11 protein-coding genes are annotated in these 15,123 nt (G+C 66.3%); 5 read left to right on the top strand and 6 right to left on the bottom strand.

The genetic code is table 11. From position 1 onward, the window contains the following. Positions 1-27: 27 nt before the first annotated feature. Both JEY66_RS03725 and JEY66_RS03720 read right to left on the bottom strand, forming a co-directional pair. On the bottom strand, positions 28-1,398 hold the full coding sequence (locus JEY66_RS03725; RefSeq protein ID WP_016847102.1) for a glutamate--cysteine ligase: 1,371 nt from the start codon (positions 1,396-1,398) through the stop codon (positions 28-30). Positions 1,399-1,491: 93 nt separating this feature from the next. Continuing rightward, complete coding sequence (locus JEY66_RS03720) at positions 1,492-2,016, bottom strand: MarR family winged helix-turn-helix transcriptional regulator (RefSeq protein WP_016847103.1); 525 nt, start codon at positions 2,014-2,016, stop codon at positions 1,492-1,494. Between the two features lie 130 nt (positions 2,017-2,146). On the opposite strand from JEY66_RS03720, the gene gstA reads away from it, so the two are divergent. Beyond that, a complete protein-coding gene (gene gstA / locus JEY66_RS03715) occupies positions 2,147-2,764 on the top strand; it encodes a glutathione transferase GstA (RefSeq protein WP_016847104.1) in 618 nt (205 codons plus the stop codon). A 158-nt stretch (positions 2,765-2,922) separates the two neighbouring features. Beyond that, positions 2,923-3,309 carry a hypothetical protein gene (locus tag JEY66_RS03710; protein WP_240536793.1) on the top strand — a complete coding sequence of 129 codons (387 nt, stop codon included), beginning with the start codon at positions 2,923-2,925 and terminating at the stop codon, positions 3,307-3,309. A 305-nt stretch (positions 3,310-3,614) separates the two neighbouring features. Here the strand turns inward: JEY66_RS03710 and JEY66_RS03705 are convergent, their stop codons facing one another. From JEY66_RS03705 to JEY66_RS03690, 4 genes are all read right to left on the bottom strand, one after another. Then, positions 3,615-5,828, bottom strand: a complete 2,214-nt coding sequence (locus JEY66_RS03705) for a 3-hydroxyacyl-CoA dehydrogenase NAD-binding domain-containing protein (protein ID WP_016847106.1) — start codon at positions 5,826-5,828, stop codon at positions 3,615-3,617. 18 nt (positions 5,829-5,846) lie between these two features. Next, positions 5,847-7,055: an acetyl-CoA C-acetyltransferase gene (locus JEY66_RS03700; RefSeq protein WP_018269065.1), complete on the bottom strand. Its 1,209-nt coding sequence runs from the start codon at positions 7,053-7,055 to the stop codon at positions 5,847-5,849. Positions 7,056-7,192: 137 nt separating this feature from the next. Next, entirely contained in the window at positions 7,193-8,980 is a 1,788-nt protein-coding gene (locus JEY66_RS03695) for an acyl-CoA dehydrogenase C-terminal domain-containing protein (protein WP_016847108.1), read from the bottom strand. Positions 8,981-9,088: 108 nt separating this feature from the next. After that, a complete protein-coding gene (locus tag JEY66_RS03690) occupies positions 9,089-9,505 on the bottom strand; it encodes a nuclear transport factor 2 family protein (protein WP_016847109.1) in 417 nt (138 codons plus the stop codon). 164 nt (positions 9,506-9,669) lie between these two features. Between JEY66_RS03690 and JEY66_RS03685 the strand changes: the two genes are divergently transcribed. The 3 genes from JEY66_RS03685 to JEY66_RS03675 all read left to right on the top strand — a co-directional run bounded on the left by JEY66_RS03685 (position 9,670) and on the right by JEY66_RS03675 (position 15,026). Beyond that, positions 9,670-10,257: a PadR family transcriptional regulator gene (locus tag JEY66_RS03685; RefSeq protein ID WP_026191938.1), complete on the top strand. Its 588-nt coding sequence runs from the start codon at positions 9,670-9,672 to the stop codon at positions 10,255-10,257. Positions 10,258-10,534: 277 nt separating this feature from the next. After that, the gene (locus JEY66_RS03680; protein WP_018269066.1) at positions 10,535-14,068 is read left to right on the top strand and encodes a tetratricopeptide repeat protein; all 3,534 of its coding nucleotides are present in this window, start codon (positions 10,535-10,537) and stop codon (positions 14,066-14,068) included. Between the two features lie 115 nt (positions 14,069-14,183). Continuing rightward, complete coding sequence (locus JEY66_RS03675) at positions 14,184-15,026, top strand: COG3904 family protein (RefSeq protein WP_016842722.1); 843 nt, start codon at positions 14,184-14,186, stop codon at positions 15,024-15,026. Positions 15,027-15,123: the final 97 nt, after the last annotated feature.

The following is a 15,123-nucleotide window of genomic DNA, read 5'->3' as shown; positions in this document are numbered from 1 at the left end:
CGGGCTCGGATTGGGACCAAGCGGGGATTAGAACGCGTACTCCTGATAGGCCGGTTCCACCGAGCCCTTCCAGGGGCCGTTGAACTTCTCCAGCATCTCCTCCGCCGGCGAGCGGCCGGTCTCGATGATGCGCTCGAGCGGCTCGAGGAAACGGCTCTCGTCGCGTCCGAGATGATCGATCCGTCCGCGCCGCCGCAATCCGGCATGCGACAGGATCAGGCACTCCTTGGCGATCTCGAACAAATAGCGGTCCTTGATCCGCGACTTGAAGCCGAAACGCGGCACGTCGTCACGCAGCGCCTGCCGCTCCGGCGCGGTCCAGTGGCGGACGATGTCCCAGGCGGCATCGAGGTTGTCATTGTCGTAGAGCAGCCCGACCCAGAACGCCGGCAGCGCCGGCAGCCGGCCCCACGGCACGCCGTCGGCGCCGCGCATTTCGAGGTAGCGCTTCAGCCGCACCTCGGGGAAGATCGTCGAGAGGTGATTGGCCCAGTCCGACAAGGTCGGACGCTCGCCCGGGAGGGCGGCATTCTTGCCGGCGAAGAAATCCCGGAACGAGGAGCCCGAGACGTCGATATATTCCTCGCCGCGCTTGACGAAATACATCGGAACGTCGAGCGCGTAATCGACATAGCGCTCGAATCCCATGCCGTCCTCGAACGCGAACGGCACCATGCCGCTGCGCGCATTGTCGGTGTCGCGCCAGATCTCGGAACGGAACGACAGGAAGCCGTTGGGCTTGCCTTCGGTGAACGGCGAGTTGGCGAACAAGGCGGTCGCGATCGGCTGCAACGCCAGCGACACGCGCAGCTTCTTCACCATGTCGGCTTCGGAGGAGAAGTCGAGATTGGTCTGCACCGTGCAGGTCCGGAACATCATGTCGAGGCCGTATTTGCCGACCTTAGGCATGTAGTTTCGCATGATCTTGTAACGCCCCTTGGGCATCACGGGGATCTGCGCGCGCGACCAGGACGGCGTCATGCCGAGGCCGAGGAAGCCGATGCCGAGCGGGGTTGCGATCTCCCGCACCTGCGCCAGATGCGCCATCAATTCCGACTGCGTCTGATGCACGGTTTCGACCGGCGCGCCCGACAGTTCGAACTGCCCGCCCGGCTCGAGCGAAATCGCGCCGCCGCCGGTGACGTCATAGAGGCCGATGATGTTGCCGCGCTCCATGATCGGCTCCCAGCCGAGCAAGAGCTTCATGCCCTCGAGCAGCGCGCCGATGCCCTTGGCGCCCTCATAGGGCACGGGCTGATGGCCCTCGAGCGTGAACGGAGTCTTCTCGTGCTCGGTGCCGATCCGGAATTCGGACTCAGGCTTCACGCCGGCTTCAAGCCACGCCACGAGCTCGTCGCGCGACTGCAGCGGCGTCATATCGATCTGGTCACGCGCCATAGATAATCCAACTCAAGGGCGCTTCGATCGAAGGCGCGCGGTGGCAGGGACATCCGCGAGCCACAACGGCTGCGGATGATGGAATCAGCAATATCATCGGGCAGGCACGCCGTCTCGCGCAGGCGCAGCCTTGCTATCAGCCTTGGTCTCGTTCTTGACGTCGCCTTTGGCGTCGCCGCAGGCGCAGCCGAGCCGGTCGAGCAGACCGCACAGCCTGGTCGCGTCGGCGTCGGACAATTTGGAGCCGACATGCTTGTCGATCGCGGCCGAATAGGCATTCCACATCCGCTTCTGCAGCTCGCGTCCGGCCTCGGTGATCTCGACGAACTGGCCGCGCTTGTCGATCTTGCATTCGCGCCGGGCGGCGAGCCCCTCGTCGACCAGCTTGTCGATCAGCCGCGAGGTCGAATATTGCGGGATCAGCATCTGGCGCTCGAGCTCGACCGGGCGCAGTTCGCCCGACGGCGCGCGGGACAGCTCGAGCAAGGCGTCATACCAGGCGAGCGGCGGAAAACCGGCCTTCTTCAAATCCTGCTCGACGCAGTCCAGCACCCGGCTCGGCACCCGCATCAGGCGGATCCAGGCGGCCGTCGCTTCGCTCGATAGCTTGCGTTTCATGATCTAGCTCATAGGGGTCCGGCACCGACTGTACCGCACTGAATGCATCTGCATCAATCTTGACTATTTCATGCAGGCGCATGTAGGCAATCCCTCTCCGGACGCCAAGAACAAGGGAAGGAATACCCCCATGAAGCTTTATTACACCCCCGGTGCCTGCTCCCTCTCCCCCCATATCGCCCTGCTCGAGGCCGGGCTCCCGTACGACCTGGTCAAGGTCGATCTGCGCGCCAAGAAGCTCGAAAACGGCGACGATTTCCTCCAGGTGAACCCTAAGGGCCAGGTGCCGGCGCTGGCGCTGGATACCGGCGAGATGGTCACCGAAGGGCCGATCATCATCCAGATGATCGCCGACAAGGCCGCCGACAAGAAGCTGGCGCCGGCGAGGGACTCCAACGAGCGCTACAAGCTGCTCGAATGGCTGAACTACACCACGACCGAGCTGCACAAGAATCTCGGCCCGATGTTCTCGCCCGTGCTCGCCGACGACGCCAAGGCCTTCTTCAAGGACCGCGCCATGGGCAAGTTCAAATATGTCGAGAGCCAGCTCGCCGGACGCGACTATCTGATGGGCAACCAGTTCACGGTCGCCGACGGCTACCTCTTCACCATGATCATGTGGGCGCAGGACCGGCTCGGCTTCGATCTCTCCGGCCTGCCGCACGTGACCGCCTACAAGGCCCGCGTCGCGGCGCGCCCGAAGGTGCAGGAGGCGCTGAAGAAGGAAGGCCTGCTCAAGGCGGCCTGAGCTCGCTCACCACGACCGCGAAAGAGCCGGGTCGGCCGATCCGGCTCTTCTTTGTTGTGGATTCGCCGATCCCTTTTCTCGACACCGGCGGCGGAACGTCCCAATTTAACCTGCATTATACCGATTAATACTAAGTCGGTGTAGTTCCGGCTGAGGGCGTGGCCGTCCTTGTTCGAGCGATCCAACTGACCGACTATGACCTGCGGCGCGCCCTCCGCTCCAACTGGTCTAAAAATGTGACGATCGCCTTTACCCTTTTATTGACCAGCACCCTGGTTGGGCTGGCAACCAGTTTGTACTTTCGGGTTTGGACATTGATGCTGGAGTCGCCGCTGGTCGCGGTGCTCGCGGCGATCGTGCTCCAATCCGACGGCTTTTCCTTTGCCACCGGCGCTCCGATCGTCGTCGCCTGCCTCGCCTTCAACCAGTTCGCCTATCTCGCCGGCGCCTTGCTCTCGCCGGGGACCGACGGCTCAATGGCTGAAGAAATTGACGGCCTGCCAGACCGCCGCGGCGAGCACAATATCCGCGGCCAGAACGAGTAGCGCGAGGCCGGTCCATGACGGGCCCTTGCCCCGCAAACGCAGCGGCTTCCACCACCGCGACGGCGGCAACGAAGGCAACGGATCCTTCGCCACGACCTCCGCGGCATTTTCCCTGAGCGCAGAACTCATCGCACGACACCCTCACGCTGATCGTCGCCCCGGCGATCGACCAGCAAGAGTGATGCCAGCAGCGTGGTGCCAGTGGGGAACAAGCGTGGCGGGACTTTGACCGGCATGACCGTCGCACAACAGGATCAAGTCGGATCGATGACCGGCTTGATCCTGCGCGAGTTTGCCCCGGAAGTTTACGCCGCCTGTTTCTTCGGCGGGAAGCGGCCGTAGAAGGTTTCGCCCTTGGCGGCCATCTCCTCGAGCAGCTTCGGCGGCGTGAAGCGCGAGCCGTACTTCTTCTCGAAGCTGTGGCAGAGCGCTACGAAGTTCTTGGTGCCCATGAAGTCGATGTAGGACAGCGCACCGCCGGTGAACGGCGCGAAGCCGAAGCCGAGGATCGAGCCGACATCGGCCTCGCGCACGTCGGTGATGACGTGATCCTCGACGGTGCGCGCGGCCTCCACCGCCTGCACCACCAGGAAGCGCTGCTTCAATTCCTCGACGCTGAGCGTGTCGGGATCGAGCTGCTTCGGCTGCAGATTGGCGAGCCCCGGCCACAGGTTCTTCTGGCCCTTGCCCTTCTCGGGATAGTCGTAGAAGCCCTTGCCGTTCTTGCGGCCGAAGCGGCCCTGCTTCTCGACCATCTCGACCATCAGCTTCTTCTGCGCCTGGTCGATCGCGTTGGGGCCGAGATCGGCCTCGGTCGCCTTGGTGATCTTCAGGCCGAGATCAAGCGCAACCTCGTCCTGCAGCGACAGCGGCCCGACCGGCATGCCGGCCATCTTGGCGGTGTTCTCGATCATCGCCGGCGGCACGCCTTCGAGCAGCATCTCGTTGCCCTCGGAGATGTAGCGCATCACGCAACGGTTGGCGAAGAAGCCACGGGAGTCGTTCACCACGATGGGCGTCTTGCCGATGGCGCGCACATAGTCGAGTGCGGTCGCCAGCGCGACGTCGCCGGTGTTCTTGCCGAGGATGATCTCGACCAGCATCATCTTCTCGACCGGCGAGAAGAAGTGGATGCCGATGAACTTGCCCTGGTCCTTGAACTCCTCGGCCAGCGAATTGATCGGCAAGGTCGAGGTGTTGGAGGCGAAGATCGCGCCCTCCTTGAGCAGCGGCTGCGCCTTGGCATAGGTGTCAGCCTTGACCTTGCGGTCTTCGAACACGGCCTCGATGACGAGGTCGCAGTCTGCGATCACGTTGTAGTCGGCCGTTGCCGAGATCCGCGCCAGGATGGCGTCGGCCGCGTCCTGCTTCATCCGCCCCTTGGCGATCAGGCCGTCGACCACGGTCTTGGCGTGGCCCTTGCCCTTGTCGGCGCTCTCCTGGTCGCGATCGACCAGCACGACGTCGATGCCGGCCTGCGCCGAGACATAGCCGACGCTGGCGCCCATGAAGCCGGCGCCGATCACGGCGAGCTTCTTCACCTTGGTCGGCGGCACGCCCGCCGGGCGGCGGGCGCCCTTGTTCAGTTCCTGCATCGACAGGAACAGCGAGCGGATCATCGCCGCCGCTTCCTTCGAGCGCAGCACCTTGGTGAAGTAGCGCGACTCGACCCGCAGCGCAGCGTCGATCGGCAGCTGCAGGCCTTCATAGACGCAGCTCATGATGGCGCGAGCGGCCGGATAGTTGTCGTAGGTCTCGCGGCGGTAGATCGCGTTGCCGGCCGGGAACATCTGCATGCCCATCTTGGAGAAGACCGGGCCGCCGGGCAGTTTGAAGCCCTTCTCGTCCCACGGCGCGACCGCCTTGCCGCCGCCCTTGATCCAGTCCTTGGCGGCCTTGATCAGATCGGCCGCGGGCACCACGGCGTGAATCAAGTTGAGCGCCTTGGCGCGGGTGAGATTGACCGCCTCACCCTTGAGCAGCAATTGCATCGCGTCCGCCGGCTGCACGAGACGCGGCACGCGCTGGGTGCCGCCGGCGCCGGGGAACAGGCCGACCTTGATCTCGGGCAGGCCGAGCCGGGTCTTGGGGTTCTCAGCCGCGACGCGGTAGTGGCAGGCCAGCGTGATCTCGAAGCCGCCGCCGAGCGCAAGGCCGTTGATCGCGGCGACCCACGGCTTGCCCGAGGTCTCGATCGCGCGGAACGACTGCGACATCCGGCGGCTCTGCTCGAACAGCATCTGGTTCGCGGCTTCCTCGCCCTTCTCCTTCAGAAGCTGCGCGTAGCTGCGGTTCATGCCCTCGAGCATCGAAAGGTCGGCGCCGGCGCAGAACGCCTCCTTGGCCGAGGTGATCACGACGCCCTTGATCGCGGCATCGCCGGTCGTCTGCTTGATGATCTCGTCGATCTCCTGGGTCGAGAGCTCGTCGAACACGTTCATCGAACGATCAGGGATGTCCCAGGTGACGAGCGCAATGCCGTCGGCGTCGACTTCGAACTTGAAATTCTTGTAAGCCATGTTGCTCGCTCCCTCGCCTCAGACGCGCTCGATGATGGTGGCGGTGCCCATGCCGCCGCCGATGCACAGCGTCACCAGCGCGGTTTCCTTGTTGGTGCGCTCGAGCTCGTCGAGCACGGTGCCGAGGATCATCGCGCCGGTCGCCCCTAACGGATGGCCGAGCGCGATCGCGCCGCCATTGACGTTGATCTTGGCGTTGTCGATGTCGAACGCCTGGATGTAGCGCAGCACCACCGAGGCGAAGGCCTCGTTGAGCTCGAACAGGTCGATGTCCGACTTCTTCATGCCGGAGCGTTCGAACAGCTTTTCGGTGACGTCGACCGGGCCGGTCAGCATCATCGCGGGCTCCGAGCCGATATTGGCGAAGGCGCGGATTTTCGCCCGCGGCTTCAGGCCATACTTGGCGCCCGCCTCCTTGCTGCCGAGCAGTACGGCGCCGGCGCCGTCGACGATGCCGGAGGAATTGCCGGCGTGATGCACGTAATTGACCTTCTCGACCTCGGGATGCGACTGGATCGCCACCGCGTCGAACCCGGCCATCGCCGCCATCGCCGCAAATGACGGCTGCAGCTGCGCCAGCGACTGCATCGTCGTGGTCGGGCGCATGTGCTCGTCCTTGGCGAGAATGGTCAGGCCGTTGACGTCCTTGACCGGCACCACCGACTTGCCGAAGCGGCCCTCGTCCCAGGCCTTGGCCGCGCGCTGCTGGCTCTGCACTGCGTAGGCGTCGACGTCGTCGCGCGAGAAACCGTATTTGGTCGCGATCAGGTCGGCCGAGATGCCCTGCGGCATGAAATAGGCCGGCACCGCCATCGAGGGATCCATCGGCCAGGCGCCGCCGGAGGCGCCGATGCCGACGCGGCTCATCGATTCCGCGCCGCCGCCGATCACGAGCTCATGCTGGCCGCTCATGATCTGGGCTGCGGCAAAGTTCACGGCATCGAGGCCGGAGGCGCAGAAGCGGCTGATCTGCACGCCTGGCACCTTCTCGCCGAGGCCGGCGTTCAGCGCCGCGAAGCGGGCGATGTCGGATCCGGCCTCGCCGACCGGGTCGACCACGCCAAGCACGACGTCGTCGACGGAATCCGCGGGAAGATTGTTGCGCTCCTTGAGCGACTTCAGCGGCACCGTGGCGAGCGCCAGCGCGGTGACCTCGTGCAGCGCGCCGTCGGCCTTGCCGCGGCCGCGCGGGGTACGAACGTGATCGTAGATGTATGCCTCAGGCATGACGCCCTCCTTGATATGAGGATCATAATATATATGGAAGGACCCGCCGCCGCAGCGGTGCGGCGGCAATTTTCAAGGCTTTCTTGTTTGACGCATTTTCTTCACTCGAACCGGTCTCCACTTCGCTGGAAAACGCTTCAGAACGCTTCCGCGGCCAATTCCATCGTGGTGGCGCTGCCGCTCTGGATCCGGGCCAGATGCACGGCGGTCTCCGGCAGCAGCTTCTCCATGAAGAAGCGGCCGGTCACGAGCTTGGTGTTGAGGTAGGGCGTGGCGCCGGCGGCGGCCTTGTCCTGCGCCACCTTGGCCATCTTCGCCCACATGTAGCCGAGCGCGACCAGGCCGAACAATTTCATGTAATCGGTCGCGGCGGCGCCGGCATTGTCGGGCTTGGTCAGCGCGTTCTGCATCAGCCAGCCGGTGGCCTGCTGCAGATGGCCGAGCGCGGTGGAAAGCGGGGTGATGAACGGCTTCATCGCTTCGTCGGCGCCGTGCTCCTTGGCGAAGGCGCCGACCTCGCCGAAGAACGCCATCGCGGCGCGGCCGCCGTCGCGCGGCAGCTTGCGGCCGACCAGGTCGAGCGCCTGGATGCCGTTGGCGCCCTCATAGATCATCGCGATGCGCGCATCGCGCACGAACTGCTCCATGCCGTGCTCGGCGATGTAGCCGTGGCCACCGAACATCTGTTGCGCCGAGACCGTGTTGGCGAACCCGGTGTCGGTCAGGACGCCCTTCAGCACCGGCGTCATCAGGCCCATGTGATCGTCGGCGGCCTGGCGATCCCCAGCGTCGTTGGAGCGGTGCGCGACGTCGCTCTTCAGCGCGGTCCACACCACCATGGCGCGCGCCGCCTCGTTGAAGGCGCGGATGGTGAGCAGGGTGCGGCGAACGTCGGGATGCACGATGATCGGATCGGCCGGCTTCTCGGGCTCCTTGACACCGGTCAGCGAGCGGCCCTGCAGGCGCTCGCGGGCATAGGCGACCGCGTTCTGATAGGCGACCTCGGACTGCGCGAGGCCCTGCACGGCGACGCCGAGGCGAGCCTCGTTCATCATCACGAACATGCCCTGCATGCCCTTGTTCTCTTCGCCGATCAGCCAGCCGGTGGCGTTGTCGTAGTTCATCACACAGGTGGAATTGCCGTGGATGCCCATCTTGTGCTCGATCGAGCCGCAACTGACGCCGTTGCGCGCCCCGAGCGAGCCGTCGGCATTGACCAGCACCTTCGGCACCACGAACAGCGAGACGCCCTTGATGCCGGCCGGCGCGCCTTCGATGCGCGCCAGCACGAGATGGATGATGTTCTCAGTGAGGTCGTGCTCGCCGGCGGAGATGAAGATCTTGGTGCCGGTGATCTTGAAGCTGCCGTCGGCCTGGCGCACCGCCTTGGTGCGGAGCAGGCCGAGATCGGTGCCGCAATGCGGCTCGGTCAGGTTCATGGTGCCGGTCCACTCGCCGGCGACCATCTTCGGCACATAGGTCTGCTTCTGCTCGGGGGTGCCGTGCACCAGCAGCGCGGCGGTCGCGCCCATGGTCAGCCCGCCATACATCGAAAACGCCATGTTGGCGGAGATCTGGAATTCGTTGACCGCCTGCGAGAGCGTCACCGGCAGGCCCTGGCCGCCAAACTCCGTCGGCGCCGACAGGCCGAGCCAGCCGCCTTCAGCGACCTGCTTGAAGGCGTCCTTGAAGCCCTTCGGCGTGGAGACGCTGCCGTCGTCGTTGCGCTTGCAGCCTTCGAGATCGCCTGTGCGATTGAGCGGTTGCAGCACCTCTTCGCTGAGCTTGGCGGCCTCGCCGAGGATCGCCTCGCGCACATCGGCCGACGCATCGGTGAAGCCGGGAAGATTGCCGTAGCGGTCGATCTGGAAAACGTCGTTGAGCAGGAAGCTGACGTCTTCGACGGGGGCTTTGTAGGTTGGCATGCTGGTCTCCCGGCTGGCACGTGGCCGCATGTGCGACGGACGCTGCGCAGCGTGTCCTTGGGTTTGTTGGAGCGGACCTTATCCGGTTCCGGAGGTCCGCGGCAGATGCTATCGCGACTGTGATTGCGACGTTGCGCCGCTTTGCTTCATCAACTCCTCGCCCATCATCCGATGCAGCAGGTTGATCGCCTTGAGCGGACGCACCATCACCTTGAAATGCGTGATCCGGCCGTCACCATCGAACGTGATGATGTCGACGCCGTTGAGCTTGATGCCGTCGATCTCGTTCTCGAATTCGAGCACCGCGCCGGCGTCACTCTGCCACTCGCCGAGATACTTGAAGGTCGGGCCGCCGAGCACCTTGGCGGCGCTGGTGAGATATTTGAAGGTGATGTCACGGCCGCGCTGCGGCGTGTGCACGACCGGGCTTTCGAACACCGCGTCGGGATGCAGCAGATCCCACAGAGCGGCTGTGTCGTGGGACTTCATGTAGGCGTACCACTTGTCGAGGCCCGGCTTGCTCATTCGGACGTCTCCTGCGGCGGGGTTTAAGAAAAGCCTGAACCACCGGCGCGCGCGACAGGGCGGCACGCCGATCACCATATGCATATTGACGCATATGCACAGTAACGCATAAAGTCAAGCGGACTTCAGAATGGTCTTCCTGGGAACTGAGATGGAGGTGGGCGTTGGCACTCGGTGACGCAATCCTCGCCTGCCTCACGGAACGTCCGATGACGGGCTACGAGCTCGCCAAGACGTTCGACGCCTCGATCGGCTTCTTCTGGAAGGCCGACCACCAGCAGATCTACCGCGAGCTCTCGCGGCTGCGCGACAAGGGCCATGTCCAGGGCCGCGAGGTGGTGCAGTCGGGCAAGCCCAACAAGCTGGTCTACACGCTGACGGCCGAGGGCCGCGCGGCGCTGAAGCACTGGGCGGCGCGACCGAGCGTTCCGCCCTCTATCAAGGACGACCTTTTGGTCCGGCTCTATGCGCTCGATTGCGTCGACATCGAGCCGCTGCGCACCGACCTGATGGCGCGGCTGGAGCATCACCGCGACCGCTATGAGCGCTATGAGCGCCTGCTCAACAAGCGCTTTCCCGACGGCACCGCACCGCCGGCCGACGTCGGCAAGATGCTCAGCCTGCGCCTCGGGATGCGCCATGAGCGCATGGTGGTGGAATGGTGCGAGGAGGCGCTCGACGCGCTGTCGGCGATGTCCGGCCGCGGCAATGTGCTGCCGCTCGACGACGGCAAGCGCGAAAGCAACGGCTAGAAACAATCGCAAGCCTGCGGTTGTGCGTGCCGTCACACAAAGCGGAAATCGCACTGCCTGAAAACGATAGCCCTGTCCTGATCCGGCGCAACAGGTTCCCGGATTCCCTAACTTTAGAGCCCGTCGGCCGCATTCCTTAACCCGTTATTTACCGTGACGGGAAAAAGTCAGCAGCTGAGGCAGACGCCCGGCGCAGAATTCGATTGTCTCTTAACGGGAATGCGCGGGGAGGCTGCGGGCGCAGGGTGTAGCGCCGGAGTCGGGACCGGACGGAATCATGAATTCGCGCGTATCGTGGAGTGTTGACGGCATCGATCCCTCCGTCCGCGAAAGGGCCGAGGCGGCTGCGCGCCGCGCCGGCATGTCGCTCAACGACTGGCTCAACTCCACCGTCGGCGAACCGAGCCCGCCGGATTGGCGCATGGAGCAGCGGCAGCCGATGCCGAGCCGGGAAAGCCGCGAGGTCGCCGATATCCACCAGCGGCTCGACGCCATCACCCGCCAGATCGAACAGATTGCAAAGCCGTTGACGCGCGCCGAAGCGGTGCGCGCCGAAGTGCCGCGCGGCCAGCCCGCCGTCGCACGACAGCTGAACGACGCGATTTCGCGCCTCGATGCCCGGCTGTCGCAAATTTCGCGGCCGCAGCCGGCGCGCGAGCCGCAGCCGCAGCCGATGCGTGAATCGCAGATGCAGCGTGAGTCGCAGATGCATGACCGGCAACTGGAGGAGAGGCTGCGCCAGGCAGAGGCGGTCGAGCGCGCCGCGGCCCAGGTCTATCGCCCCTCGCCGCCGCTGAGCCCGGCCTCGTTCGATTCCGCGATCGCGGAGATCGCCGCGCGCCAGAACGAGCTCGATGTATCAGCACACCGCCAGATGCCGCCGCGCAGCGCGCCGCCGATGGCCGCCTATGCGCCGCCACCGCCGGCTGCGCCGGCCGGGCCCGACTTCTCCTCGCTCGAGCGTCACCTGCTCAAGATCACGAGCCAGATCGAGGCGCTGCAGCGGCCCGACCATATCGAACAGTCGATCGCGGCCTTCCGCGGCGAGCTTGCGGAGATCCGCCAGGCGATCACCGAGGCGATGCCGCGCCGGGCGATCGAGTCGATCGAGAACGAGATCCGCTCGCTGCATCACCGGATCGACGAGCTCCGCCAGGAGGGCCGCAACGGCCAGGGTCAGGCGATCGCCGGCATCGAACGCGCGCTGTCGGAAATCCGCGAGGCGCTGCGCACGCTGACGCCCGCCGAGCAGCTCACCGGCTACGACGAGGCGATCCGCAATCTCGGCGCCAAGCTCGACATGATCCTGCGCGCCAACGACGATCCGTCGACGGTGCATCAGCTCGAGAGCGCGATCGCCGCGCTGCGCGCCATCGTCTCCAACGTCGCCTCCAACGACGCGCTGCTGCAGCTCTCCGGGGACGTGCATGCGCTGGCCGCGAAGGTCGACCAGCTGTCGCAGATGTCGCGCGCCGAGAGCCATGGCGATGCCTTCGCCGGGATCGAGCAGCGCATTGCCGCATTGGCCTCGACGCTGGAGACCCGCGAGCGGCCGGCCGGCTACGACAACACCGACGCCATCGAAGGCGCGCTGCGCTCGCTGTCGGAGCGGATCGACCGCCTGCAGGTCGGCAACGACAGTTCGTCGGCATTCACCCATCTCGAGCAGCGCATCTCCTATCTGCTCGAGCGCCTGGGGTCCGCCGACCAGCGCTCCGGCAATCTCGGCCGGGTCGAGGAAGGTCTGCATGACATCATGCGGCACCTCGAGGCGCAGCACGCCCACATCGCCTCGCTGGCCGACGCCGCCCGCAACGTCAGCACCTCCTCGCCGCAGCCGATGATGGACAGCGGCATCGTCGACATGGTGAAGCGCGAGCTGTCCGACATCCGCTTCAGCCAGTCGGAGACCGACCGCCGCACCCAGGATTCGCTGGAGACCGTTCACAACACGCTCGGCCATGTCGTCGATCGTCTTGCGATGATCGAGAACGATCTGCGTACGGTGCGCACCGCGCCGCCTGCTCCCGCGCCGGCCGAACCGCGGATGGAAGCTCCGCGGATGGAGATGCCGCGCGCGGCGATGTCGCTGCCGATCGCGCAGCCCAAAGCTGAAGCGTACAAGCCTGAATCGTACAGGCCCGAATTGCCCAATCCTGCGCTGGCGCAGGAGCACTTCATGTCCGCGCCGCGCGAATTCCATGCCGCGCAGCCGGTCGAGAGCGCGCCGCCGCCGCTGCCGCCGCGCGCGATCAGCGAGATCCTCGAGCCGCATGCGGCGTCCGCACGCGCCGCGATCGCGCCGGAGCTGCCACCGGATCATCCGCTCGAACCGGGCACACGCCCCTCCGGCCGCGTCGCTTCGCCGTCGGAGCGGATCGCGGATTCCGAGCGCGCGATCAGCGATCTTCCCGCCGGCAAGAAGGAGCCGGTCTCGACATCGAGCTTCATCGCCGCCGCGCGCCGCGCCGCGCAGGCCGCTGCCGCGCAACCCGTCAACGAGAAGGCGGCGCGCGCCGCGAGCAAGGCTGCAGCCAAGGCCAAGGAGAAGGCCGACAAGGCCGCGAAGGCGGCTGCCGCCAAGGCCGGCACGGCCGCGGCCGGCGCGCCCGAAGCGCAGCCTTCGACCATCACCTCCAAGATTCGTTCGCTGCTGGTCGGCGCGAGCGTGGTCGTGATCCTGCTCTCGACCGCCAAGATGGCGATGAACCTGCTCGACACCAGCTCCGCGCCGCAGATGCCGGCGATCGAGCACAGCGAGCCGGCCACGCCGCCCATGCAGCCGCCCGCAGAGAATTCCGCAGCCCCCGCGCCGTCCGGCGTGCCCGGGCCGTCAGTGCCCGGATCGTCAGTGCCCGGACCGTCGATGACCTCGCCGACCCCGCTCGGCCGCCAGTCCAACAACACTCCGGCGCCGAACACGCTCGACAGCGCGCAGGTGACGATCCCACCGGCAACCGTGCCCGCACCCGCCGCCGCGCCTGAGCCGGCCGCGGTGCCAACAGCCGCTGCCAATGACGTGACCGGCACGATTCCGACCGCACCGCCGCTCGGCGGCAAGCTCGCCATGGTCCAGATCCCGGCGGGCGAGAAGCTGCCCGATGCGATCGGCGGTCCGGCGCTGCGCAGCGCCGCGATCAAGGGCGATGCGGCCGCGGCTTATGAAGTCGGCGTCCGCTTTGCAGAGGGCAAGGGCGTGACCGCCAATGTCGACGAAGCCGCCAAATGGTATGCCCGCGCGGCGCAGGCCGGCGTGGTGCCCGCGATGTTCCGGCTCGGCACCTTCTACGAGAAGGGCCTCAGCGTGAAGCGCGACTTCGATGTGGCGCGACGCTACTATGTGCAGGCCGCCGAGCGCGGCAACGCCAAGGCGATGCACAATCTCGCCGTGCTCGACGCCGATGGCGGCGGCAAGGGCGCCGACTACAAGAGCGCCGCGCAGTGGTTCCGCAAGGCGGCCGATCGCGGCGTTGCCGACAGCCAGGTCAATCTCGGCATCCTCTATGCCCGCGGCATCGGTGTCGAACAGAACCTCGCCGAGTCCTTCAAGTGGTTCAGCCTCGCGGCCGCGCAGGGCGACGCCGACGCCGGCCACAAGCGCGACGATATTGCCAAGCGGCTCGACCCGCAGTCGCTGGCCGCCGCGAAGCTGGCGATCCAGACCTTCACCGCCGAGCCGCAGCCGAGCGATGCGGTCAACGTGCCGGCCCCCGCCGGCGGCTGGGACGGCGCACCGGCGCAGCCCGCGGCGGCGAAGCCGGTCAAGCAACCCTCGAAGCGGACCGCGGCGCTCGCCGCTCCGGCTCACTAGGTTCGAGACGGCTGCGGCGCCTTGACGGCGCCGCTGTCCTATACCTCCGGCCTTCCGCCGTGTAGACAGGCGCGCAGTTCCGCGCCGTCGGCGTACGCGTTCCGGAGGGTCAGGCTTGTCTGTCGACGATCGCCAGGATGATGGAACGGGCCACCGTTCGTCGCCGACCGGTCCCCGCGTTGCGCCGCCGCGGCAGGCGCCGTCTCCATTTGCCCCGCGCCCCTCGGCCCCGCCTCCGCCGACGCCGCAAGGGAACGCGGCATCGCCGCCCCGCGCGTTCCGGTTCTCGCTCTGGTCCATCATCATCTTCGTGCTGCTGTTGTCGAGCGTTGCCATCCAGGCTTACCGGGACCTGTCGACGCCGGGCGCCTGGGACTTCTGGCGCGAGACCTATATCGCGGCCAGCATGACGTCGGCGGTGATTCCCGACGTCGACATCGACGGATCGGGCCGCGGCCGGCGGGCGCTTGCGATCAGCGGCAAGATCGGCTCAGCCAGCGCGAGCTGGTTCCGCGACCGGCTCAGCGAGGCGCGTCTCGCGCCAGGCGACGTCGTGCTGCTGTCGTCGCCGGGCGGCGCGCTGAACCAGGCCGCCATCATGGGCGAGGTCATCCGCACCCGCGGGCTGGTCACCGCGGTCGCCACCGCCGATGCCTCGGGCAAGCTCCGCCCCGCGTCCTGCGCCAGCGCTTGCGTGCTGGTCTATGCTGGCGGCCAGACGCGCTATGGCATCGCGGGCTCGCGGCTCGGCGTGCATCGCTTCACGACGAGCACGCCCGTCAGCGATCCCCTCGCCGAGGCACAACGCATCCAGGGCATGGTGCTGGGCTACATGACCAAGATGGGCGTCTCCTCCGGGATCGTCGAGGCGATGTCGCAAACCTCAGATATCCGCTGGCTGAACCCGAAGGAGGCGCTCGCGCTGAACCTGATCACCAGGCCTGCCGATCGGCCCTGAAGCATGATCGGGAAAAGTGCGGAACGGTTTTCCCTCGCGACAAACGCGGAACGCGTTTGCGCGGAGATCATGCTCAGACAAGCCGACACCGGCGCCA

The sequence above is a fragment of the Bradyrhizobium elkanii USDA 76 genome (assembly GCF_023278185.1).
Lineage (GTDB): Bacteria > Pseudomonadota > Alphaproteobacteria > Rhizobiales > Xanthobacteraceae > Bradyrhizobium > Bradyrhizobium elkanii.
This window is presented reverse-complemented; position numbering and strand designations above follow the sequence as displayed.

What these genes read in the sequence shown, in the direction of transcription:
- JEY66_RS03725 (WP_016847102.1), bottom strand. Translation starts at nt 1,398, where the DNA reads ATGGCGCGTGACCAGATCGATATGACGCCGCTGCAGTCGCGCGACGAG.
- JEY66_RS03720 (WP_016847103.1), bottom strand. Translation starts at nt 2,016, where the DNA reads ATGAAACGCAAGCTATCGAGCGAAGCGACGGCCGCCTGGATCCGCCTG.
- gstA (WP_016847104.1), top strand. Translation starts at nt 2,147, where the DNA reads ATGAAGCTTTATTACACCCCCGGTGCCTGCTCCCTCTCCCCCCATATC.
- JEY66_RS03705 (WP_016847106.1), bottom strand. Translation starts at nt 5,828, where the DNA reads ATGGCTTACAAGAATTTCAAGTTCGAAGTCGACGCCGACGGCATTGCG.
- JEY66_RS03700 (WP_018269065.1), bottom strand. Translation starts at nt 7,055, where the DNA reads ATGCCTGAGGCATACATCTACGATCACGTTCGTACCCCGCGCGGCCGC.
- JEY66_RS03695 (WP_016847108.1), bottom strand. Translation starts at nt 8,980, where the DNA reads ATGCCAACCTACAAAGCCCCCGTCGAAGACGTCAGCTTCCTGCTCAAC.
- JEY66_RS03690 (WP_016847109.1), bottom strand. Translation starts at nt 9,505, where the DNA reads ATGAGCAAGCCGGGCCTCGACAAGTGGTACGCCTACATGAAGTCCCAC.
- JEY66_RS03680 (WP_018269066.1), top strand. Translation starts at nt 10,535, where the DNA reads ATGAATTCGCGCGTATCGTGGAGTGTTGACGGCATCGATCCCTCCGTC.